The following is a 26,543-nucleotide window of genomic DNA, read 5'->3' as shown; positions in this document are numbered from 1 at the left end:
GAGGAAGTTGGTTTGACCGTGCGACGTCTGACTGGGGTTGTGGGGGTGGCACTCGGCCTTGCGCTGGTGCTCGCCTCCTGTGGAGACGGCAAGAGCAGCAGCGGAGGCGGCTCCGGCGCCAAGAGCGAGACCATCGCGGTCATCGCCGACCCGCTGGAGTACATCAACCCGCTGAACGACAACGGCAGCCCGGGGATCGGGGTCGCGATGGCGATCTTCGCTCCGCTGGTGCAGACCGATCCGGAAACGGGCAAGCTGCAGAACGTGATGGCCGACTCGGTCACGCCGGACAAGACCAGCCAGACCTGGACGATCAAGCTGAAGGCCGGCAACACCTTCCAGAACGGCCAGCCGCTGACCGCGAAGGACTACGTGGACAGCTGGAACATGACCGCCGAGGGCTCGAACGGCTGGAAGAACAACGGCTTCTTCTCCAAGGTCGAGGGGTACGACGCGCTGAACCCGCCGACGCCGGACGGCGCCACGCCGAAGCCGACCGCGGTGAAGACGCTCAGCGGCCTGAAGCAGATCGACGACCTGACCTTCTCGGTGAAGCTCAAGGTCCCGTTCTCGCAGTTCGGCCTGACCCTGCAGTACCTGGGTCTCGCGCCGCTGCCGGAGGAGGTCCGGAAGAACCCGGACGCCTACAAGCGCAAGCCGATCGGCAACGGCCCGTTCAAGATGGCGGGCGCCTGGAACGCCGGTGACGACATCAAGCTCGTCAAGTGGGACGGCTACAAGGGCCCGCAGATCCCGCAGGCGGACAACATCACGTACAAGTTCATCGCGAACGGCGACACGGCGTACAACGAGTTCCTGGCCGGCAACCTGGACTTCGTCGACGTACCGCCGACCAAGGTGAAGAGCTTCAAGACCGACGCACCGGACCAGTGGGTGACCAGCATCAGCTCGGGTGCGAACTACCTGGTGATCCCGGCCTGGGACGCCCGGTTCAAGAACCCGAAGCTGCGGCACGCGATCTCGGAGGCGATCGACCGGAAGGCGTTCGCGGACCTGGTCGGGCTGTCCGAGCCGGCCAAGGGCCTGGTCGCGCCGGACATGGCCGGCTACCGCGACAACGCCTGCAAGTACTGCGACTTCGACGCGAGCAAGGCGAAGGCGGACCTGGCCGCTGCCGGCGGCTTCCCCGGCGTGCTGAACATCAACTACAACACCTCGTCGGCGACCGGCCAGATCTTCGCCGAGGCGATCGGCAACATGCTCCGGCAGAACCTCGGCCTGCAGGTGAAGTACACCGGCAAGCAGAGCTCCGAGATCGGCGCGCTGGCCGACAGCCGCAAGCTCGACGGCCTGCGGTTCTCCGGCTGGGGCCACGACTACCCGTCGATCGAGGACTACCTGACCCCGATGTTCAAGTCCAACGGTGACGCGAACTTCGCCGGGTACTCGAACCCGGCGCTGGACGCCGTACTGGCCAAGGGCGATGCCCAGCCGGACCCGGAGCAGGCCATCAAGCTCTACCAGCAGGCCGAGGACATCGCGCTCGAGGACATGCCGCTGATCCCGCTGTACACCAAGTCGAACGCGTACCTGCACTCGGCGAAGATCCAGCCGCGAGTCTCGAAGTACGTCGGCGTCTCGGCTCTCTGGGCGACCTTCAAGTGATCCGTTTCGTCCTCCGCCGCATCCTCGCGGCGATCCCGATCGGCCTGATCGTCACGCTGGGGGTCTACGCGCTCGTGTTCGCGATGCCCGGGGACCCCCTGCGTGAGCTGGCCGGCGACAAGCCGATCCCGGCCGCGGTACTGGCCGCGAAACGGGCGCAGTACCACCTGGACGACCCGTTCATCGTGCAGTACCTGCTGAGCATGAAGGACATCCTGACCGGCCACTTCGGCACCACGTTCGCCGGTGCCGACATCGGCGACCAGCTCCGGCTGCGGATCCCCGTGACGCTGAAGCTGGCCACGATGAGCATGGTGTTCCAGTGGGTGCTCGGGCTGATCTTCGGGATCTACGCGGGCTTCAAGCGGAACGGCTGGGTCGACCGGTCGTTGCTGCTGGCAACACTCGTGCTGCTCGCGATCCCGGGCCTGGTGGCGTACTTCGCCGCCCAGTACCTGTTCGCGGTCGAGCTGAAGTGGTTCCCGGTGTCCGGCGTACTGGAGGGCTATCCACGGTCGTACCTGCTGCCCGCGCTGGTGATCGGCGTGCTCGGCTTCGCCGGGCTCGGCCGGTTGATGCGAACGTCGATCGTGGAGACCGTGAACGCGGACTTCGTGAAGACTGCGCGGGCCAAGGGCCTCGGCGAGCAGCGGGTGCTCTGGCGGCACATCCTGCCGAACGCGCTGCTGCCCGTGGTCACGTTCATCGGTCTCGACCTGGCCGGCCTGTTCGGCGGCGCGATCATCACCGAGAGCATCTTCAACCTGCCCGGGCTCGGCCAGTTCATGTTCCAGGCGGTCAAGCTGAAGGAGGGCGGCGTGGTGGTGCTGCTGTGCACGCTCGCGTTCATCTCGTTCATCCTGATCAACCTGCTGGTCGACGTGCTGTACGGCGTCCTGGACCCGAGGGTGCGCAATGTCTGAACAGATCTCCGCGGCCGTCGGCGCCGAGGCGCAGGAGCTCGGCGACGGCCGGACCCTGTCGAACCGCGAACTGCTGCGGGCGCTGCTGCGCAAGCCGCAGTTCATCGTCTGCAGCCTGCTGCTCCTGCTGTTCTTCGCGATGGCGGCGGTGCCGAAGCTGTTCACCTCCGCGGACCCACGGTTCTGCGACCTCGCGAAGAGCCGCCAGGGCAGTGGTCCGGGGCACCCCTTCGGGTTCGACATCCAGGGCTGCGACTACTTCGCGAACGTCGTGTACGGCGCGCGTCCGTCGGTCCTGGTCAGTATCTGCGCGAGCTTCGGGGCGTTCCTGCTGGCCGGCACCCTCGGGCTGCTGGCCGGGTACTTCCCGGGCGCGGTGGACGCGCTGATCTCGCGGACCGCCGACGTACTGTTCTCGATCCCCGGCATCGTGGTGCTGATCGTGATCCTGAACTCCGTCCAGGACCGGAGTATCTGGATCATCGTCGGCGTCATCCTGGTGATCAGCTGGCCGGGCGGGATGCGGTTGATGCGGGCCACGGTGTTCTCGGTGCGGAACCGCGAGTACGTGCTGGCGGCCCGGTCGATCGGCGTGCCGCCGCTGCGGATCCTGCGCAAACACGTGTTCCCGAACTCGATGGCGCCGCTGCTGGCGATGACCACGCTCGGCATCGGCGGCATGGTCGGCCTGGAGGCGGCGCTCACCTTCCTCGGTGTCGGCCTGCAACCGCCGTCGATCTCGTGGGGCTCGCAGTTCGGCGTCGCGGCGTCGTACCGGGACACCCCGCACCTGTTCATCTGGCCGGCGATCTTCATCTCGACGATGACGATCTCGTTCATGATCATCGGCGACTCGATCCGGGACGCCCTCGACCCGAAGTTGCTGCGATGACTGCTACTGGCGAAGTACTGCTGAAAGTCGACAACCTGACGGTCGAGTTCGACACGCCGCGAGGCCCGGTCCGGGCCGTGGACGGGGTGTCCTGGCAGGTGCGGGCCGGCGAGACGCTGGCGATCCTGGGGGAGTCCGGGTCGGGCAAGAGCGTCTCGACCCAGGCGCTGACCGGGATCCTCGAGATGCCGCCGGGCCGGATCGTGTCCGGCACCGCGGAGTACCGCGGCGAGGACCTGATCGCGATGACGACGAAGGAACGCCGCAAGATCGTCGGGAACCGGATCACGATGGTGTTCCAGGACTCGCTGTCCGCGCTGAACCCGGTGCAGTCGGTCGGCACCCAGATCGCCGAGTGCTACCGCGTGCACCGCGGGATGTCCAAGCGGGACGCGATGGCGAAGGCCGCCGAGATGCTCGACCGGGTCCGGATCCCGGCCGCCGCAAAGCGGGTCCGGGACTACCCGCACGAGTTCTCCGGCGGCATGCGGCAGCGCGTGATGCTGGCGATGGCGCTCGCGCTCGACCCCGACGTCCTGATCGCGGACGAGCCGACGACGGCGCTCGACGTCACCGTCCAGGCGCAGATCCTGGAGCTGATCGCGGAGCTGCAGGCCGAACGGGACATGGGCGTCGTACTGATCACCCACGACCTCGGCGTGGTCTCCGACGTCGCCGACAACGTGGTGGTGATGTACGCCGGCCACGTGGTCGAGCGGGCCGCGACGTCGGCCGCGCTCGAACACCCCGTGCACCCGTACACCGAGGGGCTGCTCGGGTCGATGCCGTCGGCCGACCTCAAGGGCCAGGAACTGCCGACGATTCCCGGTACGCCGCCGTCGCTGCTGGCGATCCCGTCCGGCTGCGCGTTCCGGCCCCGTTGTCCGATCGCGATCGACGACTGCGCGCTCGACGTACCGCCGCTGCTCACCGTCGCGCCGGGGCGTGACGCGGCGTGCATCCGGCGGACGACCCTCGCCGCGAAGGAGGCCGTGTGAACGAGTTGCTGGTGGCAACGAATGTCGTCAAGCACTACGACATCAGCCCGGCGTTGAGCTTCGGGACGAAGACCATCGTGCGGGCGGTGGACGGCGTCGACCTGACGCTGCGCAAGGGCGAGTCGCTCGGCATCGTCGGCGAGTCGGGCTGCGGCAAGTCGACGCTGGTCCGGCTGCTCGCGGCGCTGGAGAAGCCGACCGAGGGCCGGATCGAGTACGGCGGCGTCGACGTCAGCAAGCTCCGCGGCCGCGAGCTGCGGCAGTGGCGGCGGAACGTCCAGGTGGTGTTCCAGGACCCGTACTCCGCCCTGAACCCGCGGATGCGGGTCGGCGAGATCGTCGCCGAGCCGTTGCAGGTGCACCCGGACGTCTCGAAGGGCGTCGACATCCGGGCCCGGGTCCGGGAGCTGCTCGAGCTGGTCGGGCTGCGGCCCGAGGACGAGACGAAGTTCCCGCACCAGTTCTCCGGCGGCCAGCGGCAGCGGATCGGGATCGCCCGCGCGATCGCGCTCAATCCCGACGTACTGCTGTGCGACGAGCCGGTGTCGGCGCTGGACCTGTCGGTGCAGGCGCAGGTGGTGAACCTGCTGATGCGGCTGCAGCGCGAGCTCGGCCTGAGCATCATCTTCGTCGCGCACGACCTGTCCGTCGTCCGGCACGTCTCCGACCGGGTCGCGGTGATGTACCTCGGCAAGGTCGCCGAGCTGGGCGAGCACCAGCAGGTGTACGACGCCCCCGCGCACCCGTACACGCAGGCCCTGCTGTCCGCCGAGCCCGGCCTCGCCCGCCAGGGCCGGCAACGCATCGTCCTGGCCGGTGACCCGCCGTCACCGGTCTCCCCGCCGTCCGGCTGCCGCTTCCACACCCGCTGCCTCCGCGCCGCCGACAAATGCAGCACCGACGTCCCGGAACTCCGCGAACTCAGCTCCGGCCAGACGGTCTCCTGCCACTTCGCCGAGGAGTCACAAGCGGAGTACTCGGCGGGAGTAGCTGCGAGATAGCTCAGGAGTGATGGCCTAGGGTTGCGGCCGTGAAGATGGTTTCCCGGGCAAGCAGACGGTTCGTACTGCTCGCCGGGGTGACCGCGGTCGCGACCGGGTTGGCGCTCTGGTGGATCGTGGCGGCGGCGGTGGCCGCGGGCAAGGGCTTCGACATCACCGACGAGGGCTACTACCTGCTCTCGTACCGCTGGTGGCACCAGAACCCGCTGGCGCTGACCGGCGTGCAGTACCTGTACGGCCCGGTCTTCCAGCTCCTCGGGTACAGCATCCCGGGGCTCCGCGTGTTCCGGCTGTGCACGGTGGTCGTCGTACATCTGCTCTTCGGCTACAGCTTCATGCGATGGCTCCGCGGGCGACGCCCGGCGCTGCCGCCGACCCGGTGGTTCGAGGCGGCGGGTACGGCGGTGATCCTCGCGGCCGGCGGGATGTGTTACGCCTGGCTGCCGTTGTCGCCCGGGTACAACGACGTCGTCCTGCTCGGTGCGCTGCTGCTGATCGCGTGCGTGCTGTGGATGGCGACCGCTGTCGACCGCGGTACGCCGGTGCCGTTCTGGGTGCCGGTCGTCGCCGGGCTGGTGATCGGCGCGATGGTGCTGGCGAAGTGGACGTCGGTCGCGCTGATCGGGCTGATCGTCGTCGCCGCGATCGTCGTACTGGCCGCGCAAGGGTGGCGGGCCGTTGCCCGCGGCATCCTTTTCGCGCTCGCCGGGCTCGCGGTCGCGGCGCTGTTCGTGCAGCTGTTCGTGATCCGGCTGAACGTCGCCGTGCCGGGGATCCTGACCGTCAACCGGTTCATCGCCGGTACGTCGTACTCGCCGACCGAGCTGCTGCACCACTACTGGACGACCGGGCTCACGCTCCTCGGCCACACCCTCTGGTACCACGGCCTGCTGCTGGTCGCCACCGCCGTCGCGGTCGTCGGCCGCCCGCGCGTCCTCCGCCGCGTCGCGGCCGCCCTCGCCGTACTCGGGCTCGCGGTCTCGGCCTGGCGCATCATCGGGTACGGCGGTGCGCTCGGCGGCACGGCCCACGTGGCGACGTACCCCTCGACGCTGCTCGCCGCCGTCCTCGTCACCGTCGTGGCGGCGGCCGGTGCGGTGATCGGGTGGCGGACCGGCGTGACGGAATGCTCGCGGCTGTGCCGGGAGGACGTCAGGACCTGGGTGATTCTTGTCCTGCTTCTCCTGCTCCCGCTTGTGCAGGCCTTCGGCACGAACACGCCGCTGTACGTGATCGGCTTCAACGCGTTCGCTGCGTGGGCAGCGCTGATGATCGCCGTACTTACGGGGATCTGGGCGACGCCGATCGCGACCCGGGCGATCGTCGGCGTCGTACTTGTGGGCTCAGTGCTCGCGACCACGACAATCGCCTTCACGGGGCTGACGAAGTACCCGTACCGCTCGCCGCCGACGTCGGAGCTGACCGCGGCCGCGACCCAGCCCGCGCTCAAGGGCCTGCACCTGACACCCAAGAACGAGCAGCGGTACAGCAGGCTCACCGAGGACCTCCGCCCGTACCTCAAGCCCGGCCGGCCGATGCTCGCGCTCGACAAGATGGCCGGACTGGTGCTGATGCTCGACGGCCGCCCGCTCGGCGAGGCGTGGATCGCCCCGGCCGAACGCGCGCGCACCGTGGCCGGCATCGAGGAGGTCTGCCGGACGAAGCGCCCGTCCCCGGCGCCGCTGATCATCCTGAACCGCGCGATCACCGACCAGGACATCACCGCGCTCCGGTCGTGCGGGCTGGATTTCCGCGCCGGCTACCGGCAGCTGGCGCCGCCGCGACAGACGATGGACCTGCAGGTCTGGGTGCCGAAGGGTGGATGAGATCCTGTAGGCCTCGACAGGACTGGAGGGCTGGTGCGGATGATCAAGGTCGGTGTGCTGGGGGCCAAGGGCAGGATGGGCGCTCAGACGTGCCTCGCGGTGGAGGAGGCGGCCGACTGCGAGCTGGTCGCGCAGCTCGACCAGGGTGACTCGCTGGACGCGCTGACCGCGGCGGGTGCCGAGGTCGTGGTCGACTTCACCCGGCCCGAGGTCGTGATGGACAACCTGGCCTGGTGCATCGCGCACGGCATCCACGCGGTCGTTGGGACCACCGGCTTCGACGACGCCCGGCTCGCGACGCTGCGCGACCAGCTGGCGAAGTCGCCGGCGACCGGCGTGCTGATCGCGCCGAACTTCTCGATCGGCGCGGTGCTGATGATGCGGTTCGCCGCGCAGGCCGCGCGGTACTACGAGTCCGTCGAGATCATCGAGCTGCACCACCCGGACAAGGTCGACGCCCCGTCCGGTACGGCGCGCCGTACCGCCGAGCTGGTCGCGGACGCGCGCCGCGAGGCCGGCTGTGGGCCGATCCCGGACGCGACCACGACGGCGCTGGACGGTGCCCGCGGCGCGGACGTCGAGGGGATCCGGGTGCACGGCGTCCGGCTGCGCGGGCTGATCGCGCACCAGGAGGTGCTGTTCGGCGACGAGGGCGAGACGCTGACGATCCGGCACGACTCGATGGCGCGGGTGTCGTTCATGGCCGGCGTACTGCTCGGTGTCCGGAAGATCGGCGACGCGCCGGGCCTGACCGTGGGCCTCGAGCACTTCATGGACCTGTCCTGAGATGAAGGCCAAGCAGACCGCGTTCGCGCTGGCGGTCGTGTTCGTGGTGTACGCCGCGCTGATCGGCTGGCGGGGCGTCCTGCTGATCGGGACCGATGAGCCGGTCGCGATCGTGCTCGGGATCGCCGTCCTGGTGATCCCGTTGCTCGGCGCGTACCTGGTGTGGCGGGAGATCCAGTTCGGGCGGCGTACCGAAGTGCTCGCCCGCGAACTGGAGGCGGCCGGCGGGCTGCCGGTGGACGACCTGCCGCGGCGGCCGTCCGGGCGGATCGACCGGGCCGCCGCAGATGCGGCGTTCGGTCAGTACCGGGCCGAGGCAGAAGCGGCACCGGACGACTGGCGGGTGTGGTTCCGGCTGTCCACGGCGTACGACGCGGCCGGCGATCGGCGGCGGGCGCGCGAGACGATGCGGAAGGCAATTGGGCAGCACGACGCCGCAGGCTGAGACGAATGCCTGGCAACCCGGTGTAGATCGGGCTATTTTCGGGGGTACGTGGCAGCCGCCACGTAGAGGTCGGAGACTGGGTGGGGCCGTCCTGTGGCGTCAGAAGGGTCTCGCCGCGGCTCGGACGACGTGCAGGGGGCCGGGTTCGGTGGCCTGCTGCGCCGGCATCGGCGGGAGGCCGGGCTGTCGCAGGAGGGGCTGGCGGAGCTTGCCGGTCTGAGCGTCGACGCGATCGCGGCACTGGAGCGAGGGCGCCGCCGTGCGCCGCGGGCGCAGACGCTGCGGCTGCTCGCGGACGCCTTGCGGCTGGGAGACCAGGACCGGTTGCTGTTCGCCGCCGCGGCCCGCCGGGACGCGGACACGGCCCGGATGCCGTTGCGTCAGCCGCCGGTGCCGACCAGTGAGCTGATTGGCCGCAGCACCGAGCTGACCACGACGACCCGCTTGCTGACCAAGCGCGTCACTCGCCTGCTGACGCTGACCGGGCCTGGCGGGGTCGGCAAGACCAGGCTCATGCAGGCTGTCACCGGAGAGGTCGGCGACGCCTTCCAGGACGGCATCTGCTGGGTACCGCTCGCGCCGCTCACCGATCCCGAGACCGTCGTACCGGCCGTTGCCGAGGCGATCGGTCTGCAGAGCCGGCTCGCCGTCGACATCGCCGAACAGATCGGCCGCAGCGCGATCCTGCTCGTCCTCGACAACTGCTCGCACGTACTCGCGCCGGTCGAGGACCTGTGCGGCACGCTCCTCGAGCACTGCCCGAACCTGTCGATCCTCGTGTCGAGCCGCGAACTGCTCCGGCTGTCCGGCGAGAGCGTGTACGTCGTACCGTCGCTGAGCCTGCCGTACGACGAGGACCACCTGGAGTCGTCCGAGGCGGTCCGGCTGTTCGTCGAGCGTGCGACCGCCCGCGGGTACGACCCGGCCGGGCAGCTCGACCAGGTCGCCCGCGTCGTCCGCCGCCTGGAAGGCATGCCGCTCGCGATCGAGCTGGCCGCGGCGCGGACGTCCGTGATGACGATCGAGGAGCTCGCGGCGGAACTGGAGACGTCGTTCGGGATCCTGGCCGGCGGGTCGCGGACGCTGTCGCCGCGGCAGCAGTCGATGTACGGCGCGATCGAGTGGAGTCACGCGCTGCTCACCCCGGCCGAGCGGGAGATGTTCGCGCAGCTGTCGGTGTTCAAGGGCGGCTGGACGCTCGGCGCGACGGCGGCGGTGCTGTCCGGCGTACGGACGCGGGTCGAGGCGCTCGACCTGATCGGGCGGCTGGCGGACAAGTCGCTGATCAAGGTGGTTCGGCGCGGCGGGGTCGCGCGGTACTACATGCTCATGGTGATCCGCGAGTTCGCCGCCGATCACCTGGACGCGGCGGGCGGTGTGGAGGCGACGGCCGAGCGACACGCGCGGTACTACCTGAGCCTGGCCGAGGAAGCCGATAGCCGGCTGCGCGGACCGGAGCAGGGGGAATGGCTGGATCGGCTAGAGGCCGAGCTGGCGAACCTGCGGGCCGCGATGGCGTGGGCGGTGCGGACCAACTCCGTCGCCGAGGCATTGCGGCTGGCCGGTGGGCTGTGGCTGTTCTGCTGCCTCCGTGGTCACTACTCCGAGGGCAGTCAGTGGTTGGAGCGGGCGTTGGACCTCGGCGATGCGCCTGGGCTTGAGGCGGCGCGGGCGAAGGCGAACCTCGGAGCGGGGACGCTGGCGTTCCTGCGGTGCGAGTACGACGCGGCGACGGCGCGGCTGCAGACTGCGCTGACGCAGTACAAAGAGCTCGGCGACAAGGCCGGTACGGCGATGGTGCTGCAGCGGCTCGGGGGAGTGGCGCGGGAGCGTGGGGACTACGTTGCAGCCGAGGACCTGCACTGCGAGAGCTACGACCTGTACGAGAGCCTCGGCGATCGGGCCGGGATGGCGTGGGCGCACAACCACCTCGGGTTCGTGGCGTGGCTGCGCGGCGATCTCGAGATCGGGGCGCGGCGGTGCCGGCGGGCGCGGGACAGCTTCCGGGTTGTCGGCGACGGCGAGGGGCTGGCCTGGTCGTTGATCAGCCTCGGGACGATCGCGCAGTACAGCGGGGACCTCGTCGAGGCGGAGGGGCTGCTGCAGGAGAGCTTGGCGCTGTCGCAGCGGCTCGGGTACCGCGAGGGCGTGGCGTGGTCGCTGAACCAGCTCGGGATCGTCGAGCGGCGGCGCGGGCTGACCGAGCGGGCCGTGCATCTGCTCGACGAAAGCCTTGCGGAGCACCGGGATCTGGGCGATCGGTGGCGGTCGGCCAGTGTGCTCGAGGAGCTGGCCGCGGTCGCGCAGCATCGTGGGCGGAGCGAGTACGCCGCGTTCCTGCTCGGGGCCGCGGCCGAGGTCCGGGAGGTGATCCGGGTCCCCGTGCCCCGCATCGAACAGCCCGACTACGAGGCCACCCGCACAGCCGTCGAGTCGTCCCTCGAACCCCGAACCCTCCGCACCGCCTGGTCAGCCGGCCGAGCAGCCCCCTTGGCAGCAGTAGCTGACGGCTACCCACCGGGTCCACGACCACAGGACCGGGCCCGAGACACGCTTTGAACGTGATGGAGCCTCGCGAGGCACCACGACCTGGGGGATCGACGGTGCCCCGCGAGGGATCTGGAGATGCGTGACCCGGCCGGCTGTGTTCTGTCCGAGCCCCTCAGGGCCCTCGGCAGTCCCCCCACCCGCACAGCCGGCCGAAGCCACGTCCGGCGTGTAGGCCGTCGTCGAGCCCTCCCAGTCGACGCCCGGTCCTCCGCGCTGACTCCAGGTTGCCGTTATCACGCTCCGTCGCACAGGGACGCAACCCTGACATCGCCCTGACAACTATGTCCTGACAACGAAGTCATTCCCCGGAATTCGCGCACCGTGACCACCCGGTGCCGAATTCCGGAGAATGTCAAACGCTCGCTACCGAAGATATCCGGAAACGGCTTTCGTGAATCCGGCGATCTTTTGTAACGGAGCACCATCGACAGCATCCACGCCCGGCACCTCCGGCCCCGGCGCCGGGATCCCCTCGCCCTGGCAGCTCACGTCCGCGGCCGGCGCGACGCCAGTGGTGAGGAACGTGTTCACGATCCGGTCCGCGCACTTGTTCACGCCGCCGTACACGCCGTGGTCGCCCTCGCCGGTGACGGTCAGCAGGCGCGATCCGGCGTACCGCTCGTGCGCCGCGACCGCGAGCCCGTAGTTCGTCGCCGGGTCGTGCACCGACTGCACCATCAGCGTTGTGGGCAAGCCTTTGCCGGTCGGCGTGGGCATCGTCAGGTTCGGGCGCTTCCAGGAGAAGCACGGGTTCTCGTTCATCGTCCAGCCGACCAACGGGTAGTGCGGACCGAGCCGGGCGGCGAGCTGTTCGCCGTACTCCGATCCCTGTGGCCAAGCTGTGTCGTTGCAGGTGATCGCGGCGAAGGTGGCACCCTCGGAATCGACCTCGCCGGCCATCCGCAGGCCGATCGGTGCCCGGTGCGCGCGCCGCACGAGCTGCTGCTGACGCGCCGCCGGAAGGGCGTCGACCTGCCGTTGCGCGGCCCGCGGGCCGCCTTTTGCCTGGGCCGCGGAAAGGTCGGTCAGAAAGCGCAGATCCGACGCCAGGGAATGGAAGTCCAGCTTCGAGTACAAATCCCCGGTGATCATCAGGTCGAGAGTGTTCTCGTCGTACGTGATCTTGACCGCGCCGTCCAGGAACTCCTCGGTCGCCGGCGTCGCCTTCAGTGCTCGCCGTAACCGTTCGTACAACCGGATCACCGCTCCGGGTGACGACCCGAGGTGCAGGTCGGCGTCGTACTTCGCCGCCCACGGCGCGAAGTCCTCGCGGAAGCGGCGCTCGAACGCCTGCGGCTGACCGCTGAACGTGTCCAGCCAGGTCCCGGTGAAGTCGGTGTTCGAGTCGAGCACGAACCGGCCGACGTGCTCGGGGAAGTACGTCTGGTAGTAAGCGCCGAGCCAAGTGCCGCCGGAGTATCCGACGTAGTCCATCTTGTCGAAACCCAGCAGCTGCCGGATCAGGTCCATGTCCTGCACGGTCTGCGCGGTCGTGATGTACGGCATCAGGCCGCGCGACTGGCTGTCGCAGTACTGCTGTGCCAGCTCCGACGCTTCCGTGATCAGCCGGCGGGTGCCGGGATCGCGGTCCCGGGCGTCCATCGTGTAGCCGGGAGCGCCGTCACAGCTGACGTTCGAGCTGCCGCCGGTGCCGCGCGGGTCGAAGCCGACCGCGAGGAAGTCCTTGGCCAGCGGCGCCTGGCTCGCGAGGTACGGCGCCATCCCGAGCCCGGCGCCGCCCGGCCCACCCGGGTTGCCGAACACCACGCGGCTCGGCCGGCCCTTCGCGGGCGCGACCTTGCTGACCGCGATCTGCAGGTCGTTGCCGGCGTACTGGTTCGCCCAGTCGCGCGGGACGGTGATCTTCGCGCAGTACGTGCGGAGCTCTTCGTCACCGCACTTGGTCCACGCGGGTCTCTGCTTCAGGTACTTGGACGCCACCGGGTGCGGCCGGTCGACGACGGTCGCCGCGTTCATCGACGCCGTCGCCCCCGATCCCGGGACGACGAGAACAGCAACAGCGGAAAGCCCCAGGCCGACGGCCAAGGTGAGGTACTTCATGCAGACTCCAACAGATGGCCACGCGTAATCGGTCCGTGACAATCTGTCATGCCTGCCGGAGCTACTCCGTGCCGGGGTCGGTGTGCAGCCGGATCTGCTTGATCCGCACGGACTCGTCGCCGTACAGGTCGAGCTCGCGGTGCGCGCCGTCCGGCGCCCAGCCAGCCTCGGTGTAGAAGGCGCGGAGTACGTCGTCGGTCGAGTTCACCCAGGCGGTCACCCGGTTGAAGCCGTCGGCGCGGGCGGTGTCGACGACCGCGTTCAGCAGCCGCGATCCGTGGCCGGCGCGGGTGGCCTCGGGGTTGACCGCCAGTTCGGCGATCAGCGCGTCGTGCTGCTGGTCGGCGTCCGGGTCGTCGGACGGGGTGACGGCCGCGAAGCCGACCAGGGTCCGGCCGGCCAGCGCGACCAGGACCCGGTTCCGCGCCTCGCCCGGGGCGAGCAGTGCGGCCCGCCACTGGGCCGCGAACTGCGCGGGGTTGAGATCGGCGAGAACGTCGGCCGGCAGCAGCCCGGCGTACGACGCGCGCCAGGCTGCCACCTGGATCTCGCCGATCTCGTTCGCTTCCGCGGGCAGCGCGAGCCGGACGCTGGTCTCGGCGATCGGCGCGGCAGCGGACAGGTCCGAGAGGTTGGCGGGTTCCGGAACCCCGAAGTCGCTCATGGTCGCAATCCTCGCAAGTCAGTACACGAGCCGGCGCAGCAGGGTCTCGGCCGGGCCGCGGTACGACCGGCGGCTCATCGCGTACGCCGCGACGACCGAGATGATCCAGACGCCGATCGCGACCAGAGCCGCGGTGTACGCCGTGCTCCCGAAGCGCAGGTCCAGCGTGAACGGGGCCAGCAGGATCATCCACGACACCGACTGGAACAGGTACCCCGACAGCGACCGCTGACCGAGCGCGGAGATCGCCCGTACCGGCAGCGACTGCTTGCGGATCCGCGCCACGATCAGACCGAACAGGGCGACGTACCCCGGACCGCCGAACATGCCGGACACGTGCGACAGCAGGCTCGCCGAATCCACCGCGGCCTGGTCGACGTGCATCCAGCCGGCCCCGATCAGCGCGAGCGGGAGACCACCGAGGAACGTGATGCCGAGGCAGCCGACAGCGACCCGGGTCAGCAGGGTCTTGTGGGCAGTGGGGTTCTCCAGCAGTTGCTTGCGGGCGGCCCAGATACCCAGCCAGACGATGACGATGAAGGGGATCACGCTGGCCGCGTGCAGCGGGTACTCGTGCAGCCGGTCGACCAGGCTGCCGACGTACGACGTGGCGGCCAGCGACGGGTTCGGGGAGTTGGTGAGCGCGTGGGCGGGGCCGGAGCTGGTGATGATGGTGGCGGCGGCCTTGGCGGCGACGAACAGTGTCTCGAGGGCCATGAACGCCCAGATGCCGAGCGCGATCCGGTGGAACTTGTCGCCGCGGTTCAGCAGGAAGAGCGTGCAGATGATGCCGACGACGCCGTACGCGCCGAGGAAGTCGCCGAAGTACAGCAAGGTCGCGTGGGCGAGGCCGAAGACGATCAGCCAGGCGTTCCGTTTGACGAGGATCCGGCGTACGACGGAGTTGCCGGCGCCGGACGCCTGCTGCCGGCGGGCCAGCTGGACCAGGCCGTAGCCGAACATCACCGCGAACACCGGGTACGCGCGGGCGTCCACGAAGGTCAGCTTGAGGAAGTTCAGGATGCGTTCGAAGCCGTGCGGCGTGCTCTCCACGCCGGGCTGGCCGGCGAAGGCGAAGTTCGCGCTGTTGGCGAGGCCGATCAGCAGCAGCATCGCGCCGCGGATCAGGTCCGGGGCGAGCGCGCGCTCGCGGCCGGTGACCGGGCCTCTGTGGTCGGTCGTCGGGTTCAGAGTGGTGGTGGTCACGGGGTCCTCCGGGAAAACTGTGCAGCCCTTGAACGGATGACTCCATCCTGGGTCCGCGCGACCGGGCTCCCCAGTACGGCAAGCCCACTCCCGGGGGTGGGTTCAGCACCACCTTTGTGACACCTGTTGTTGATTCTGGCAAAAAGTGTCACATATGCTGGTGGCATGGACAGCTTCCAGGCGACCATCGACGCCGACGGCCGGATCGAGCCGCGGGACGCGATGCCGGAGGGGTACCGCAAGACCCTGATCCGGCAGATCGCGCAGCACGCGCACTCCGAGATCATCGGCATGCAGCCCGAGGGCAACTGGATCAGCCGCGCGCCGTCGCTGCGCCGCAAGGCGATCCTGATGGCCAAGGTGCAGGACGAGGCCGGCCACGGTCTCTACCTGTACGCCGCCGCGGAAACGCTCGGCGTCGACCGCGCGGACCTGCTCGACCTGCTGCACAGCGGGAAGCAGAAGTACTCCAGCATCTTCAACTACCCGACGCTGACCTGGGCCGACATCGGCGCGATCGGCTGGCTGGTGGACGGCGCCGCGATCGTCAACCAGGTGCCGCTGTGCCGCTGCTCGTACGGTCCGTACGCGCGGGCGATGGTGCGGGTCTGCAAGGAGGAGTCGTTCCACCAGCGGCAGGGCTTCGAGATCCTGCACACGCTCTGCAACGGGACCGACGCGCAGAAGGCGATGGCGCAGGACGCGCTGAACCGCTGGTGGTGGCCGTCGCTGATGATGTTCGGCCCGCCGGACTCGGCGTCCACGCACTCGGAGCAGTCGATGGCGTGGGGGATCAAGCGGCACAGCAACGACGAGCTGCGGCAGCGGTTCGTGGACATGACCGTGCCGCAGGCCGACGTACTCGGCCTCCGCATCCCGGACGACGGGCTGGTGTACGCCGACGGGCACTACCGGTTCACCGAGCCGGACTATGCGGAGCTGTACGAAGTTGTCAAGGGCAACGGTCCGTGCAACCAGCAGCGGCTCTCGCGCCGGGTGAAGGCGCACGAGGACGGGGCCTGGGTGCGGGAGGCGGCCGCGGCCTATGCGGCCAAGAAGGAGGCTCGCGCCGCATGATCGAGCCACTGTGGGAGGTCTTCGTCCGCTCGCGCCGCGGGTTGTCGCACACCCATGTCGGCAGTCTGCACGCGCCGGACGCGACGATGGCGTTGCGCAACGCGCGTGACGTGTACACACGCCGGCAAGAGGGCGTGTCGATCTGGGTGGTGCGGGCGTCCGACATCACCGCGTCCTCGCCGGACGAGAAGGACGAGTTCTTCGACCCGGCCGGCGACAAGGTGTACCGGCACCCGACGTTCTACCAGGTCCCGGAAGGTGTCGAGCACCTGTGAACGACCTGTACGGGTACGCCCTCCGGCTCGGTGACGACGCGCTGATCGCGGCGCAGCGCACCGGCGAGTGGATCGCGTCCGCGCCGCAGCTCGAGGAAGACGTTGCTCTCGGCAACATCGGGCTGGACCAGCTGGGGCAGGCGCGGTCGTTGCTGCAGTACGCCGGGTCGCTGACCGGGTCCACCGAGGACGAGCTGGCGTACTTCCGGGACGAGCGCGAGTTCCGGAACCTGCTGCTGTGCGAGCTGCCGAACGGGGACTTCGCGTTCGCGATGGCGCGGCTGCTGTACTTCGCGACGTACCAGCAGCTGCTGTACGACGAACTGCGGTCGTGCGCCGACGAGACGCTGGCGGGGGTGGCGGGGAAGGCGGTGAAGGAGACCGCGTACCACGTTGACCACGCGACCCAGTGGGTGCTGCGGCTGGGCGACGGCACGGACGAGAGCCACCGCCGGATGCAGGACGCGTTGGACGCGTTGTGGCCGTACACCGGCGAGATGTTCGAGTCGGACGCTCTCGTGGAGCGCTTGGACGTCGCCGTCGACCCTGCGCGGTTGCAGGACGAGTGGAACCGTCGAGTTCTGGGAATCGTCGACGAGTCGACCTGCGAGCGGCCTTCGTCGTCGTATCAGCACAGCGGCGGTCGCGAGGGACGTCATACCGAACATATGGGGTACCTGCTGGCGGAGCTCCAGCACATCGCCCGGTCCCACCCAGGTGCGACATGGTGACCGACGCCGCCATCCTCGAGGCCGTCGGCGAGGTGACCGACCCCGAGATCCCGGTCCTCACCATCGCCGACCTGGGCGTCCTCCGCGGCCTCCACCACGACGGCGACGAGGTCGTCGTGACGATCACCCCCACGTACTCCGGCTGCCCCGCGATGGACCTCATCCGCCACGAGGTAGAACTCACCCTCCAGTCCCTCCACGTCAACGGCCGAGTGGAAACAGTCCTGTCGCCGGCCTGGACAACGGACTGGATGACAGACTCCGGCAAAACCAAGCTCCGCGATTACGGCATCGCTCCACCCGCCCACTCATCTCGGTCCTTGGCCAACACACCGGTCCTGCTGCAGTTGAGCATTCGGTGCCCTTTGTGCGGCTCGCCGAACACGACAGAGCTCAGCCGCTTCGCCTCCACCTCCTGCAAGAGCCTGTGGCGCTGCAACACCTGCAAAGAACCCTTCGACCACTTCAAGGCGATCTGATGACGACCATCGCCCCGAGACGCCGCGCCACCTTCCACAGCCTGAAGGTCGCCGCGATCGACCCCATCACCGACGACGCGGTCGCGATCACCTTCGCCGTACCACCGGAGCTCGCCGGCGAGTACGACTTCACCGCCGGCCAGCACCTCACGATCCGCCGTACCGGGGAGGAGGTCCGCCGCAGCTACTCGATCTGCTCACCGGCCGGCTCCGGCGTACTGAAGATCGGCGTCAAGCGGATCCCGGGCGGCGAGTTCTCGGCGTACGCCGCGCGCGAGCTGAAGGTCGGCGACGAACTCGAGGTGATGACGCCGCTCGGCCGGTTCGGCACCACCCTCGACGCCGCGAACGCCAAGCACTACGCGTTCGTGGCGGCCGGCAGCGGGATCACGCCCGTACTGTCCCTCGTGGCGACGATCCTGTCCGTTGAACCGTCCAGCCGGGTCACCTTGCTCTACGGCAACCGCACCGCCGGGTCGGTGATGTTCTCCGACGAGCTGGCCGACCTGAAGGACCGGTACGCCGAGCGTTTCCACCTCGTCCACGTACTGTCCCGCGAGACGACCGAGGTCGAGCTGTTCAGCGGGCGGATCGACACCGACCGGCTGCAGCGGATGTTCGCGACGATCCTGCCGCTGGACTCCGTCGACGAGTGGTTCCTGTGCGGCCCGTACGCGATGGTCGTCGGCGCCCAGGATCTGCTGCTCTCCGAGGGTGTAGCCCGCGAACACGTCCACGCCGAACTCTTCCACGTCGGCGACGAAGCCCCCCAGGCGCCGGTCGAGGAAACGGTCACCGACGAGGACGCGGCCCAGGTCACCGTCATCCTCGACGGCCGCCGCTCAACCTTCCCACTGGGCCAACACTCCAAGGCAGTCCTCGACGCAACCCTCGCCGTACGCTCCGACGCCCCCTTCGCCTGCAAGGGCGGCGTCTGCGGCACCTGCCGAGCCAAAGTCCTCGAAGGCGAAGTCCGCATGGACACCAACTGGGCGCTGGAGCCGGACGAGATCCGCGCCGGCTATGTACTCACGTGTCAGTCACACCCGACCACACCCACCGTCACGCTCGACTACGACGCCTGACGGCTCACGCCGGACCGGGCGGGTAGGCGAGGCTGGGACCCCAGTCGCCGCGGCCGCCCGGCGTGGTGTCGAGCACTGCCCAGAGCGGCCACAGGAAGTCGACGTGACGTGGACCTTGGTCGCCGTCGAGTGGAGCCGTCAGCTGCTCGCTGCTCCTCGTTCGACGACTCGGCGCCGTAGTCCCGGTTGTACGTCGTACCGGCCGACGAGAGCATCCGGATGTTTCGCCAGCCGCGGGTGTGTGCGTGCGCGTGGAACCGTTCGATCGGCGCCTTCGTCACGGCCGCGAAGGCGATCCGTTGTCGAACATGAAGCTGTAGAGGAACAGGGTGTCCTTGCCATCGGCGAACAGCTCGGACAGCCGTACGGTGCGGTCAGTCGGTGCCTGACTCCATTGCGGCGCGGTCGAGGAGGGCCTCTTCCTCGGGGGCCTCGCCGCGGGAGGCGATGGCTTCGGCGCCGCCCTTGGGGAGTTCGCCGATCAGGTCGGTGGAGGAGGCGAGGGCGGCGTTGGCGGAGCCGAACATGCCGAGGCCGGCGTACTGCTCCAGCTTCGCCCGCGAGTCCGCGATGTCCAGGTTCCGCATGGTCAGCTGGCCGATCCGGTCGACCGGGCCGAACGCCGAGTCCTCGATCCGCTCCATCGACAGCTTGTCCGGGTGGTAGCTCAGCGCCGGGCCGGTGGTGTCGAGGATCGAGTAGTCCTCACCCCGCCGGAGCCGGAGCGTGACCGTGCCGGTGACCGCCGTACCGACCCACCGCTGGAGCGACTCCCGGAGCATCAGCGACTGTGGGTCGAGCCAACGACCTTCGTACATCAGCCGGCCGAGCTTGCGTCCCTCGTTGTGGTAGCTCGCGAGCGTGTCCTCGTTGTGGATCGCGTTCACCAGCCGTTCGTACGCCGCGTGCAGCAGCGCCATGCCCGGCGCCTCGTAGATGCCGCGCGACTTCGCCTCGATGACCCGGTTCTCGATCTGGTCGGACATGCCGAGCCCGTGCCGGCCGCCGATCGCGTTCGCCTCCAGGACGAGGTCGACCGCCGTACCGAACTCCTTGCCGTTGATCGTCACCGGCCGGCCCTGCTCGAAGCCGATCGTGACGTCCTCGGTCTCGATCACCACCGCGGGGTCCCAGTGCGCCACACCCATGATCGGGTCGACGGTCTCCACCCCGGTGTCGAGGTGCTCGAGGGTCTTCGCCTCGTGGGTGGCGCCCCAGATGTTCGCGTCGGTGGAGTACGCCTTCTCGGTGGAGTCGCGGTACGGCAGGCCGTGCGCGACCAGCCACTCCGACATCTCCTTCCGGCCGCCGAGCTCGTGCACGAACTGCGCGTCCAGCCACGGCTTGTAGATCCGCAGCTGCGGGTTCGCGAGCAGGCCGTACCGGTAGAACCGCTCGATGTCGTTGCCCTTGAACGTCGACCCGTCGCCCCAGATCTGCACGTCGTCGCCGAGCATCGCCTTGACCAGCAGCGTGCCGGTCACCGCCCGGCCGATCGGGGTGGTGTTGAAGTACGTCCGGCCGCCGGAGCGGATGTGGAACGCCCCGCAGGCGAGCGCCGCGAGCCCTTCCTCGACGAGCGCCGCGCGGCAGTCGACCAGGCGCGTGATCTCCGCGCCGTACGCCGTGGCGCGCGCGGGCACCGAGGCGATGTCGGGCTCGTCGTACTGCCCGATATCCGCCGTGTACGTGCACGGGACGGCTCCCTTGTCCCGCATCCACGCAACCGCAACCGACGTGTCGAGACCACCCGAGAAGGCAATCCCGACCCGCTCACCGACCGGCAAAGAAGTAAGCACCTTGGACACAGGAAGAGTATGCACCGCCCTGAATGATTATGCAAAGCCGGAGGTGCTCTGCGTGGCTGATGGGGTTGGTGGGGTTTGTGGGGGAGGATGGACCGGAGTGTGAGGGGAGTGAGGCGCGGGATGATGGGGCGGTCGCATGCCTTGTCGGGGTGGTGTGCCGGGTTGGCGGTGGCGCCGTTGGTCGGGTTGACGACGGTGGCGGAGGTGGTGCCGTTCGCGGCGGCCACGGCTGGGTACGCCTTGTTGCCCGACCTGGATCACCCGGGCGCCAGTGCGTCCCGGCTGCTGGGTCCGGTCACGCGGCTGGTCTCAGGCGCCGTACGCGCGTTCTCCGGTGTCCTCTACAAGCTCACCAAGGGACCGCGTGACGAGGAGGGCACCGGCAAGCACCGGCATGCGACGCACACGCTCGTAGCGGCCGTGCTGCTCGGCTTTCTCGCAGCGACTCTCGGCGACCGCGGCAAGTGGGCGGTACTGGCGGTAGCCGTCACAGGCCTGGTGCTAGCCGCCGACGCCCTGGGCGACTGGATCGTCGTCGCAGTCCTGGCAGCCGCCGGCTGGTCGGTAGTAGGAGCAGGCCCCGCGGACGCCGTACAAGCAGGCCTCACCCAGATCGGCGGCTGGATCGGCGCCGCGGTAGCCGTCGGCATGTTCGTCCACTGCCTGGGCGACAGCCTCACCCGTTCCGGCTGCCCGTGGCTGTGGCCGCTCCCGATCCGCGGCGAGACCTGGTACGAGCTCCGCCTGCCGAAGCCGTTCCGGTTCAGCACCGGCCACTGGTTCGAGCACGCGGTGATCGTCCCGGTCCTCACGATCGGCGGCGTACTGCTCCTCCCCGGCGGTATCCAGGTCGTGCAGCGCCTCTTCGACGCGACGTCGGTCTGGCTCGCCGGTCAGTCCTGAAGCCGGCCGCCGGTCAGGTACGACGGAATTCCCCGCGACTCGAGCGCCGTCGCGAACCGGCGCTGGTTCCGCTCGCCCGGCCACGCCTCCAGGAAGAACAGCGGCAGCGCGACGACCGCGCCGATCAGCACCACCCAGAAGCTCTGGACGACGAACGCCAGCGCCACCGACACCAGGAAGGCGCCCTCGCACACCGCGAACCGGGTGAACGTCGACGCGGTGAACCGCTGCCACGACTCCCGCTCGACCTCCGCGGCCGACCGGTTCGAGTACTCCAGCGGCAGCGTCCGGAACCCGACCAGCTCGCAGAACGCGTACGACGCGCCCGCGACCGCGAGTACGACGACCGGCGCCCAGACGGCGGGGAAGCCCCCGATCCCGTCGGTGGCGAGGACGAACCAGAGGACGATCGTGATCAGCGGGATGGCGGCGCCCATCGTGGCGCAGACCATCGTGAGGCTCTGCCGGGCGGCAGGAGCGGTAGCAGGTGTCGACACGCGGAAGAGCGTACCGGTCTTGAATGCCACCAGAACGTCGACGGAACGCGTTCATGTACTCACACAGAGTATTCACAGAAGTTTTTCCGGACTTTTTCGCCAGAAGCTGTAACGACTACCGGGGTGGCCCCGATAGGACGAGTGAGCCTGGTGGCTGCCCGGACCCCCGAGCGGACAGCCACCAGGCCTACCCATTTCTTCAGGGGTCGGGAGCGGTAATCTGAGGCTCATGTCCTCGCCAGTAACCACGCCCTCGCAGGCGCTGCCCTTCGGCCGCCTGACGACCGCGATGATCACCCCGTTCCGGCCCGACGGCTCCCTCGACCTGGCCGGCGTCCAGAAGGTCGCGACGTACCTCGTCGACGGCGGCAACGACGCCCTGGTGCTGAACGGGACCACCGGCGAGGCGCCGACCACATCGGACCAGGAGAAGGTCCAGATCATCCAGGCGGTCCGCGAGGCCGTCGGCGACCGGGCGAAGCTCGTCGCCGGTGTCGGCACCAACGACACCGCCCACACCGTCGAGTGCGCCAAGCAGGCCGAGGCCGCGGGCGCCGACGGGCTGCTGGTCGTCACGCCGTACTACAACAAGCCTCCGCAGGCCGGGCTGCGCGCGCACTTCACCGCGGTCGCCGACGCCACCGGCCTGCCGAACATGCTGTACGACATCCCGGCCCGCGCCGGCGTGGAGATCAAGAGCGAGACCCTGATCGAGCTCGCCGCGCACCCGCGGATCGTCGCGGTGAAGGACGCCAAGGGCGACCTCGCCGGGACCACCAAGGTGCTGGCGAACACCGATCTGATCTACTACTGCGGTGCGGACGAGCTGAATCTCGCCTCCCTGGCGATCGGCGAGGCCGGGATCGCGAGCGTGGTGGCCCACGTCGCGAGCCGTGAGTACCGGCAGCTGATCGACGCCGTGGTGGCCGGCGACCTCGCCACCGCACAGGAAATTGATCGACGGCTGGCGCCCGCCGTCGAGACGATCATGACCATTACCCAGGGCGCCATCATGGTGAAGGCCGCGCTCAAGCTGGCCGGCGTCATCGAGCACGCGACCCTCCGGTTGCCGCTGGTCGAGGCGACGGCGGAGCAGTTCGACCGGCTCACCACCGATCTCAAGACGGCAGGACTGATTGCATGAGCCATCCCCATCCAGATCTCGACGCGCCCGGACCTCTCGCTCCGGGCGCTTTGCGGGTCATCCCGCTCGGCGGCCTCGGCGAGGTCGGCCGCAATATGACCGTGTTCGAGTACGACGGCAAGCTGCTGATCGTGGACTGCGGCGTACTGTTCCCGGACGAGAACCAGCCTGGCGTGGACCTGATCCTGCCGGACTTCGAGCCGATCCGGGACCGGCTCGACGACGTGGTCGCGGTGGTCCTCACGCACGGCCACGAGGACCACATCGGCGGGTTGCCCTACCTGCTGCGTGAGCGGGGCGACATCCCGGTCGTCGGGTCGCAGCTCACGCTCGCGCTGCTCGAGGGCAAGCTGAAGGAGCACCGGCACCGCAACGTGCCGCAGCAGACCGTGGTCGAGGGCGAGAAGCTCCAGATCGGGCCGTTCGTCTGCGAGTTCGTCGCGGTGAACCACTCGATCCCGGACGCGCTGGCGGTCGCGATCAAGACGCCGGCCGGCGTCGTGCTGCACACCGGCGACTTCAAGATGGACCAGTTGCCGCTGGACAACCGGATCACCGACCTGCGCGCGTTCGCGCGGCTCGGCGAGGAGGGCGTCGACCTGTTCATGGTCGACTCCACGAACTCCGAGGTCCCCGGCTTCACCACCCACGAGCGCGACATCGCGCCGGTGCTGGACCGGGTCTTCACCAAGGCGAAGAACCAGCGCATCATCGTCGCCTGCTTCGCGTCGCACGTGCACCGCGTGCAGCAAGTGATGGACGCCGCGGTCAAGCACAAGCGCAAGGTCGCGTACGTCGGCCGTTCGATGGTCCGGAACATGGGTGTCGCCCGCGATCTGGGCTTCCTGAACGTGCCCGGCGACACGCTGATCGACATGCGCGAGCTGGACGACTACCCGCCGGAGCAGGTGGTGCTGGTGTCGACCGGTTCGCAGGGCGAGCCGATGTCGGCGCTGTCCCGGATCGCCGCGAACGACCACAACGTCGTCCACCTGCAGCCGGGCGACACCGTCGTACTGGCGTCCTCGCTGATCCCCGGCAACGAGAACTCGGTGTACCGGGTGATCAACGGGCTGATCCGGCACGGCGCGAACGTGATCCACAAGGGCAACGCGCTGGTGCACGTGTCCGGGCACGCGAGCGCGGGCGAGCTGCTGTACTGCTACAACATCGTCAAGCCGCGCAACGTGATGCCGGTGCACGGCGAGGTCCGGCACCTGCACGCCAACGCGGACCTCGCGGTCCAGACCGGCGTACCGCGGGAGAACGTGGTCGTGGTCGAGGACGGCGTGGTGGTCGACCTGATCGACCGCAAGGCCGTGGTGGCCGGCAAGGTCGAGTGCGGGTACGTGTTCGTGGACGGCTCGACCGTCGGCGACATCACCGAGACCTCGCTGAAGGACCGCCGGATCCTCGGCGACGAGGGCTTCATCTCGGTGATCGCGGTGATGGACTCGGTGACCGGCAAGCTGACCGCCGGGCCGGAGATCCAGGCCCGCGGGTTCGCCGAGGACGACACCGTGTTCGACGACCTGAAGCCGCGGATCGAGGCCGAGATCGAGAAGGCGATCGGCAGCGGCGTCGACGACATGTACCAGCTGCAGCAGGTGATCCGCCGGGTGGTCGGCAAGTGGGTCAGCGACACCCACCGCCGCCGCCCGATGATCATTCCAGTGGTGGTCGAAAGCTAGTACCCTCAGCGCGAGCACAGGAAGGTGGGCCGGCGATGAGTGGCAGCGGGGTGAACGGGACGGGCCAGCGCCGGCCCACGATGAAGGAGGTCGCCGCCCGGGCCGGGGTCGCGTTGAAGACCGTGTCCCGGGTGGTGAACGAGGAGCCCAACGTCAGCCCGGAGCTGACCGCCAAGGTGCAGGCGGCGATCAAGGAGCTCAACTACACCCCGAACGAGTCGGCCCGGATGCTGCGCCGCGGCAAGACCGGCACGATCGCGGTGGTGATCCGCGACATCGGCGACCCGTTCTTCGCCTCGCTCGGCCGCGCGGTCGAGCTGTGGGCGCGCTCGTCCGGCTCGGTGGTGATGATCGGGCTGACCGACGAGGACCCGGAACGGGAGCGGGACGTCTGCCTGGAGTTCGTTGCCCGCCGCCCCGACGCGCTGATCATGGCGCCGATCGGGGAGACCCAGGAGTACCTCGCCCCGCACGTGGACGCGGGGATGGCGGTCGTCACGATCGACCGGCCCGCGCACGGGATCGAGGCGGACGCCGTACTGGCCGACAACGCCGGTGGGATCGACCAGGCGATCGACCACCTGGTCCGCCAGGGGCACCGGCGGATCGCGTACCTCGGTGACGACGAGCGGATCTTCACCGCCCGCGAGCGGGTGGTCGCGTACCGGGCGGCGATGGCCCGGCACGGGATCGGCGTCGACGAGGACCTGGTGCACCTGTCCGAGCCGACCACCGAGGGCATCGGCATCACGCTCTCCGCGGTGCTGGACCGGGCCGATCCGGCGACGGCGTTGCTGTCGGCAAACAACATGACGACCGCGGAGGTACTGCGGGGTCTCGCGGGCCGGCGGGACCGGGTCGCGCTGGTGTCGTTCGACGACCTGCAGCTCGGCGACCTGCTCAGCCCCGGGCTGACCGCGGTCGCGCAGTCGGCCGACGTGATGGCCCGGACCGCGATCCAGCTGATGACCGAGCGGCTGCCCGAGCCGCACCGCCCGGGCCGGACGGTCCGGGTGCCGGTCAAGCTGACGATTCGCGGCTCGGGGGAGATCCCGCCGGCGCGCTGACCGCCTGCCCGGGCTCGCCGAAGCGCGCCAGCATCAGCGCCGCGGCGACGGCGAGGACGAAGCCGCAGCCGGCGGCGACGGCGTACCCGTGCCGTGCGCGATCGCCCAGCAACAAGAGCCCGACGAGCGCGGGGAAGACCGTCTCGCCGACGACCAGCATGGCGGTCGCGGTGGTGACGCCGCCGCGTTGCAGCGCTGAGGCGTAGCAGAGCATCGCGAGTGCACCCCCCGCGACCGCGGTGTAGGCGGCAGGCTCGGTGATCAGATGTACCGGCGCCAGGCTGGGGATGATCCGCGCCGAGATCGCGACGATGCCGAAGCCGAGACCGGCGATCAGACCGAGTCCCGGGCCGTGCAGCCGGCGCGGCGCCAACCGGATCAGCACCCACGCCAGCGCGAGCACCGCGACCGCAACGCCCAGGGCGATCCGGAACCCGTGCCCGACAGTCGGCGTACCCTCGCTGCCCGCCGACAACCCGAGCAGGCCGAGCCCGACGCACACACCGCCGACCGCGAGCCACTCCCGCCGCCCGAGCCGGACGCCCAGGACCCGCACCGCCACCGCGGTGACCGCGAGGCTGGCGGCCAGCGCCGACTGGACGACGAACAGCGGCAGCACCTGCAGCGCCGCGACCTGTACGCCGAAGCCGACCGCGTCGAGGCTCATCCCGAGCACGAACCGCGGCTTGAGGACCACGTTCGCCGCGCTGGCGTCCCGTGAACTGTCCGCGGCCGAGGCCTGCAGGACCGACGCCAAGCCGTACGCAACCGCCGCCGCCAACGCGCCGGCCAGACCCCAGATCATGCC

At 69.4% G+C, this 26,543-nt stretch carries 24 protein-coding genes and 1 pseudogene; 18 read left to right on the top strand and 7 right to left on the bottom strand.

The window, feature by feature from the left end:
* Positions 1-45 precede the first annotated feature (45 nt).
* The 9 genes from ACQHIV_RS14185 (at position 46) to ACQHIV_RS14145 (ending at position 11,056) form a co-directional block, all read left to right on the top strand.
* Positions 46-1,626, top strand: coding sequence for a peptide ABC transporter substrate-binding protein (locus ACQHIV_RS14185; RefSeq protein WP_427894441.1), 1,581 nt, complete (start codon positions 46-48; stop codon positions 1,624-1,626).
* Positions 1,623-2,549 carry an ABC transporter permease gene (locus tag ACQHIV_RS14180; protein ID WP_427894439.1) on the top strand — a complete coding sequence of 309 codons (927 nt, stop codon included), beginning with the start codon at positions 1,623-1,625 and terminating at the stop codon, positions 2,547-2,549. Before ACQHIV_RS14185 ends, ACQHIV_RS14180 begins: the two co-directional genes overlap by 4 nt.
* Entirely contained in the window at positions 2,542-3,441 is a 900-nt protein-coding gene (locus tag ACQHIV_RS14175) for an ABC transporter permease (protein ID WP_427894437.1), read from the top strand. Before ACQHIV_RS14180 ends, ACQHIV_RS14175 begins: the two co-directional genes overlap by 8 nt.
* Positions 3,438-4,439, top strand: a complete 1,002-nt coding sequence (locus ACQHIV_RS14170; RefSeq protein WP_427894435.1) for an ABC transporter ATP-binding protein — start codon at positions 3,438-3,440, stop codon at positions 4,437-4,439. The genes ACQHIV_RS14175 and ACQHIV_RS14170 overlap by 4 nt, the downstream gene beginning before the upstream one ends.
* Positions 4,436-5,440 (top strand): ABC transporter ATP-binding protein, encoded by a 1,005-nt coding sequence (locus ACQHIV_RS14165; RefSeq protein WP_427894433.1) that lies wholly within the window; start codon positions 4,436-4,438, stop codon positions 5,438-5,440. Before ACQHIV_RS14170 ends, ACQHIV_RS14165 begins: the two co-directional genes overlap by 4 nt.
* 29 nt (positions 5,441-5,469) lie before the next feature.
* Positions 5,470-7,266 (top strand): hypothetical protein, encoded by a 1,797-nt coding sequence (locus ACQHIV_RS14160; protein WP_427894431.1) that lies wholly within the window; start codon positions 5,470-5,472, stop codon positions 7,264-7,266.
* Positions 7,267-7,305: 39 nt separating this feature from the next.
* Positions 7,306-8,052: a 4-hydroxy-tetrahydrodipicolinate reductase gene (gene dapB / locus ACQHIV_RS14155; protein WP_427896484.1), complete on the top strand. Its 747-nt coding sequence runs from the start codon at positions 7,306-7,308 to the stop codon at positions 8,050-8,052.
* A gap of 1 nt (position 8,053) precedes the next feature.
* The gene (locus tag ACQHIV_RS14150) at positions 8,054-8,497 is read left to right on the top strand and encodes a hypothetical protein (protein ID WP_427894429.1); all 444 of its coding nucleotides are present in this window, start codon (positions 8,054-8,056) and stop codon (positions 8,495-8,497) included.
* A 93-nt stretch (positions 8,498-8,590) separates the two neighbouring features.
* Complete coding sequence (locus tag ACQHIV_RS14145; RefSeq protein ID WP_427894427.1) at positions 8,591-11,056, top strand: ATP-binding protein; 2,466 nt, start codon at positions 8,591-8,593, stop codon at positions 11,054-11,056.
* 354 nt (positions 11,057-11,410) lie between these two features.
* On the opposite strand, the gene ACQHIV_RS14140 is transcribed toward ACQHIV_RS14145, so the two are convergent.
* The 3 genes from ACQHIV_RS14140 to ACQHIV_RS14130 form a co-directional block, all read right to left on the bottom strand.
* A complete protein-coding gene (locus tag ACQHIV_RS14140) occupies positions 11,411-13,108 on the bottom strand; it encodes an alpha/beta hydrolase (RefSeq protein WP_427894425.1) in 1,698 nt (565 codons plus the stop codon).
* A gap of 61 nt (positions 13,109-13,169) precedes the next feature.
* Positions 13,170-13,772 carry an N-acetyltransferase family protein gene (locus ACQHIV_RS14135; RefSeq protein ID WP_427894423.1) on the bottom strand — a complete coding sequence of 201 codons (603 nt, stop codon included), beginning with the start codon at positions 13,770-13,772 and terminating at the stop codon, positions 13,170-13,172.
* Positions 13,773-13,790: 18 nt separating this feature from the next.
* Positions 13,791-14,978: a DUF418 domain-containing protein gene (locus ACQHIV_RS14130; RefSeq protein ID WP_427894421.1), complete on the bottom strand. Its 1,188-nt coding sequence runs from the start codon at positions 14,976-14,978 to the stop codon at positions 13,791-13,793.
* 165 nt (positions 14,979-15,143) lie between these two features.
* Between ACQHIV_RS14130 and paaA the strand changes: the two genes are divergently transcribed.
* The 5 genes from paaA to paaE are packed head-to-tail and all read left to right on the top strand — an operon-like array spanning position 15,144 to position 18,625.
* Entirely contained in the window at positions 15,144-16,055 is a 912-nt protein-coding gene (paaA, locus tag ACQHIV_RS14125) for a 1,2-phenylacetyl-CoA epoxidase subunit PaaA (RefSeq protein WP_427894419.1), read from the top strand.
* Positions 16,052-16,330: a 1,2-phenylacetyl-CoA epoxidase subunit PaaB gene (gene paaB, locus ACQHIV_RS14120; RefSeq protein WP_167213524.1), complete on the top strand. Its 279-nt coding sequence runs from the start codon at positions 16,052-16,054 to the stop codon at positions 16,328-16,330. Before paaA ends, paaB begins: the two co-directional genes overlap by 4 nt.
* A complete protein-coding gene (gene paaC, locus ACQHIV_RS14115) occupies positions 16,327-17,061 on the top strand; it encodes a 1,2-phenylacetyl-CoA epoxidase subunit PaaC (RefSeq protein WP_427894417.1) in 735 nt (244 codons plus the stop codon). Before paaB ends, paaC begins: the two co-directional genes overlap by 4 nt.
* Entirely contained in the window at positions 17,055-17,540 is a 486-nt protein-coding gene (gene paaD, locus ACQHIV_RS14110) for a 1,2-phenylacetyl-CoA epoxidase subunit PaaD (protein ID WP_427894415.1), read from the top strand. Before paaC ends, paaD begins: the two co-directional genes overlap by 7 nt.
* Positions 17,540-18,625 (top strand): 1,2-phenylacetyl-CoA epoxidase subunit PaaE, encoded by a 1,086-nt coding sequence (gene paaE / locus ACQHIV_RS14105; protein ID WP_427894413.1) that lies wholly within the window; start codon positions 17,540-17,542, stop codon positions 18,623-18,625. The genes paaD and paaE overlap by 1 nt, the downstream gene beginning before the upstream one ends.
* Here paaE and ACQHIV_RS14100 read toward each other — a convergent pair.
* Positions 18,613-18,930, bottom strand: a pseudogene (locus ACQHIV_RS14100) (DUF899 family protein); the annotation flags it as partial. The gene paaE and the pseudogene ACQHIV_RS14100 overlap by 13 nt on opposite strands.
* A 69-nt stretch (positions 18,931-18,999) precedes the next feature.
* Complete coding sequence (gene argG / locus ACQHIV_RS14095) at positions 19,000-20,433, bottom strand: argininosuccinate synthase (RefSeq protein ID WP_427894411.1); 1,434 nt, start codon at positions 20,431-20,433, stop codon at positions 19,000-19,002.
* 99 nt (positions 20,434-20,532) lie between these two features.
* Here argG and ACQHIV_RS14090 point away from each other — a divergent pair, with 99 nt between their 5' ends.
* Entirely contained in the window at positions 20,533-21,336 is an 804-nt protein-coding gene (locus ACQHIV_RS14090) for a metal-dependent hydrolase (RefSeq protein WP_427894409.1), read from the top strand.
* Here the strand turns inward: ACQHIV_RS14090 and ACQHIV_RS14085 are convergent.
* Positions 21,327-21,833, bottom strand: coding sequence for a hypothetical protein (locus ACQHIV_RS14085; protein ID WP_427894407.1), 507 nt, complete (start codon positions 21,831-21,833; stop codon positions 21,327-21,329). The genes ACQHIV_RS14090 and ACQHIV_RS14085 overlap by 10 nt on opposite strands.
* 229 nt (positions 21,834-22,062) lie before the next feature.
* Here ACQHIV_RS14085 and dapA point away from each other — a divergent pair, with 229 nt between their 5' ends.
* The 3 genes from dapA to ACQHIV_RS14070 are packed head-to-tail and all read left to right on the top strand — an operon-like array spanning position 22,063 to position 25,735.
* A complete protein-coding gene (gene dapA, locus ACQHIV_RS14080; RefSeq protein WP_427894405.1) occupies positions 22,063-22,977 on the top strand; it encodes a 4-hydroxy-tetrahydrodipicolinate synthase in 915 nt (304 codons plus the stop codon).
* Positions 22,974-24,668: a ribonuclease J gene (locus ACQHIV_RS14075; protein WP_427894403.1), complete on the top strand. Its 1,695-nt coding sequence runs from the start codon at positions 22,974-22,976 to the stop codon at positions 24,666-24,668. The genes dapA and ACQHIV_RS14075 overlap by 4 nt, the downstream gene beginning before the upstream one ends.
* Positions 24,669-24,703: 35 nt before the next feature.
* Positions 24,704-25,735, top strand: coding sequence for a LacI family DNA-binding transcriptional regulator (locus tag ACQHIV_RS14070; RefSeq protein WP_427894401.1), 1,032 nt, complete (start codon positions 24,704-24,706; stop codon positions 25,733-25,735).
* On the opposite strand, the gene ACQHIV_RS14065 is transcribed toward ACQHIV_RS14070, so the two are convergent.
* Positions 25,689-26,540 (bottom strand): hypothetical protein, encoded by an 852-nt coding sequence (locus ACQHIV_RS14065; protein ID WP_427894399.1) that lies wholly within the window; start codon positions 26,538-26,540, stop codon positions 25,689-25,691. The genes ACQHIV_RS14070 and ACQHIV_RS14065 overlap by 47 nt on opposite strands.
* Between the last annotated feature and the right edge of the window lie 3 nt (positions 26,541-26,543).

The organism is Kribbella polygonati, assembly GCF_050320105.1.
GTDB lineage: Bacteria > Actinomycetota > Actinomycetes > Propionibacteriales > Kribbellaceae > Kribbella.
Note: the sequence above shows the minus strand (reverse complement) of the source record. Positions and strands in the feature narration are given on the sequence as shown.